The 1,515-nt window shown below is 71.3% G+C and carries 1 protein-coding gene and 1 pseudogene; both read left to right on the top strand.

All coding sequences use genetic code 11. The annotated features are described in order from the left end of the window. Positions 1–399, top strand: a pseudogene (locus CCN72_RS35850) (hypothetical protein); the annotation flags it as partial. Beyond that, positions 396–1,469 carry an NADH-quinone oxidoreductase subunit B family protein gene (locus CCN72_RS35845; RefSeq protein ID WP_086812547.1) on the top strand — a complete coding sequence of 358 codons (1,074 nt, stop codon included), beginning with the start codon at positions 396–398 and terminating at the stop codon, positions 1,467–1,469. The pseudogene CCN72_RS35850 and the gene CCN72_RS35845, both read left to right, overlap by 4 nt. The last annotated feature ends 46 nt before the right edge of the window (positions 1,470–1,515 follow it).

Genomic DNA, 1,515 nt, shown 5'->3' with positions numbered 1-1,515 from the left:
CCCCCGGCGTCCGGACCGAACGCCACCCCCCAGCGCCCCGCCTGGTGGCAGGAGGGCGGGGACGAGGGGCTCTCGCCGGCGACCGACACCGTGCTCGTGGGCGATGTGCCCCTCGGGGCCGGCAGTCCGGTGCTGTTGCGGCCGCGCGCGCGGGGGGCCGACGCCCAGGACATGTTCCTGGACGGGCGGTCCGCCACCGTCGCCGGGGTCTTCCACGACGTGGACGGCAGTGTGCGGCTCGCCGTGACCGTGGACGACGATCCGGCCGCCGAACTGCACGGTTGGTACGGCCGTTTCCACTACTTCCGGCCCGACGAGGTCGAACCCCTCGCAACCACGGGCACCCCGGCCGCCCCCGGCCGGGCCCACGACCGACTGCGACGGAGGCCGCAGAGATGACCACACAGAGCGGTACCACCGAGGCCCGCGCCGACGCCCCCCAGGGCTTCGACGAGATCACCATCCTGTGGATCTCCGAGGGCATGAGCTGCGACGGCGACACCGTGTCGCTGACCGCCGCCGGGCAGCCGTCCATCGAGGACGTGGTGCTCGGCCTCATCCCGGGCCTGCCGAAGGTCAACCTCGTCAACAAGGTCCTCTCCCCGAGCCTGGGCGGCGAGGACTTCCTCGCCCCGTACCGCAAGGCGGCCCGCGGTGAGCTGGAGCCGTTCATCCTGGTGATCGAGGGCTCGATCCCGAACCAGAACATCATCGAGGGCGACGGCTACTGGACGTCGTTCGGCAACGACCCCGCGACCGGCGAACCGCAGACCCTGAACTCGTGGATCGACCAACTCGCGCCCAGGGCATGGGCGGTGGTCGCGGCCGGCACCTGCGCCACGTTCGGCGGCATCCACGCCATGGCCGGCAACCCGACCGGCTGCATGGGCCTCGCGGACTACCTGGGCTGGGAGTTCAAGGCGCGCTCGGGCCTCCCGGTGGTCAACGTGCCCGGCTGTCCGATCCAGCCGGAGAACTTCATGGAGACCCTGGTGTGGGTGCTCCAGCACGCCGCCGGCACCGCTCCCCCGCCGCCGCTCGACCACATGCTGCGGCCGCAGTGGCTGTTCGGCAAGACCGTGCACGAGGGCTGCGACCGGGCCGCGTACTACGAGCAGGCCGACTTCGCCAAGGACTACAACTCGCCCAAGTGCCAGGTGAAGGTGGGCTGCTGGGGTCCGGTCGTCAACTGCAACGTGCCCAAGCGGGGCTGGATGTCCGGCATCGGCGGCTGCCCGAACGTCGGCGGCATCTGCATCGGCTGCACCATGCCGAGCTTCCCCGACGCCTTCATGCCGTTCATGGACGAGCCCCCCGGCGGCACGCTCTCGTCGATGGTGATCAAGCCGTACGGAGCGGTCATCCGCCGACTGCGCGGAATCACCAACGACATGGTGAACCACGAGCCCCGCTGGCGGCACAACAAGCAGAAGCTGACCAGCGGTTACGACCCGCACTGGCGCGCGTGAGGCCGTACTCCCCCGGCCCGCGCACCACCCCTCCGCCCGCCCCGCC

It is taken from the genome of Streptomyces murinus, from assembly GCF_002154555.1.
GTDB classification, from domain to species: Bacteria; Actinomycetota; Actinomycetes; order Streptomycetales; family Streptomycetaceae; genus Streptomyces; species Streptomyces murinus.
This window is presented reverse-complemented; position numbering and strand designations above follow the sequence as displayed.

Coding starts and splice junctions, on each gene's coding strand:
- CCN72_RS35845 (WP_086812547.1), top strand. CDS start 396: ATGACCACACAGAGCGGTACCACCGAGGCCCGCGCCGACGCCCCCCAG.